The sequence below is a fragment of the Arthrobacter sp. SPT-J7 genome (genome assembly GCF_059089965.1).
The window spans coordinates 1-980 of the sequence record NZ_JBNHFF010000484.1 but is presented as its reverse complement, the minus strand read 5'-3'; the positions used below and the strand labels follow the sequence as shown (position 1 = coordinate 980).

Genomic DNA, 980 nt, shown 5'->3' with positions numbered 1-980 from the left:
CTGGGGAGTTAGGCCCCCATAACTCAATCCGGTCAGTGCGCCGGGCTTGGCATCGCAACCCCCATGCGATGCCCAGCCCGGCGGCCAGGTCTCCCGCTCCACGACGTGAACAGCCAACTCGTGCCGCCCGTCGCTGGAGCGCGTCACGGATTGGACTGCGGAACGTGCCCATCATCAGCAATGTCGCCTGGGACGGACGACTTCAGGCTTTCAAGGGCAGGGACACTGCCCATTACATCGAGACGGTCAAAGCTGCGGCCAGCCGCTGCGGGGCATGCCTGCTGCCCCTTGGCCCCGGAGCTGCCCTGTCCCTGACGGTGATCATCACCGAAAGCTGCAACGCGGAGGGCAAATCCTCCCTCACCTTCGATCCTCTTATATGCCATCTGCAGTGCCAGGAACCTGGGCTGACTGTGCGTGAAGAGCTAGGTGCGGTGGAAAAGGTGACCTCCATCAGTGCGCGGCTGGTCCTGAGCGGGGGCGGGCCGGGGCAGAAAGACATTCCCGTGCTGGCCTACACCCTGCTTCCAAACGTCGTTGTTGGGGAACCGGGCAGGGAGAAGACGTCGGCGCTGGTCTCGGTCCTGCTCAACCACGGATTCCAGATGTCCTTCAGCGCCAGCTACAGCGACATCCTGCAGCAAGCTGTCCCTGCCCGGAACACCTGCACCTGCACCATGGCCGGTGGTGGGCTGGTCCAGCTGCACATCGACGGACTCCTGATGTGTTCCCAGCAGCTGGACACAAGGAACCGCGTTGATGCCGTATGGCTGCAAGCGGCCGGCGCAGGGCAGGTCCTGGTCATCAGCGGCGATAACCTGAAATTTTCGGAGACTGACCTGGAGCTGGCAGCAGCTGCCCGCCTCGGCACACTGGTCACCGGAATTGTCCCGGCGTCCTGGTAGCCAGTTGAGAGCCCTGCCAGCTGCTCCGGGGTTTGCCGGGGCGCCATGCAGCAGGACCCACAAAAGCACGGCCCG

Annotated in this window: 1 protein-coding gene; it reads left to right on the top strand. The window is 64.1% G+C overall.

Annotated features, from left to right (window positions below):
• The first annotated feature begins 164 nt into the window (after positions 1-164).
• On the top strand, positions 165-905 hold the full coding sequence (locus AC5RWX_RS33765; protein WP_494100498.1) for a hypothetical protein: 741 nt from the start codon (positions 165-167) through the stop codon (positions 903-905).
• Positions 906-980: the final 75 nt, after the last annotated feature.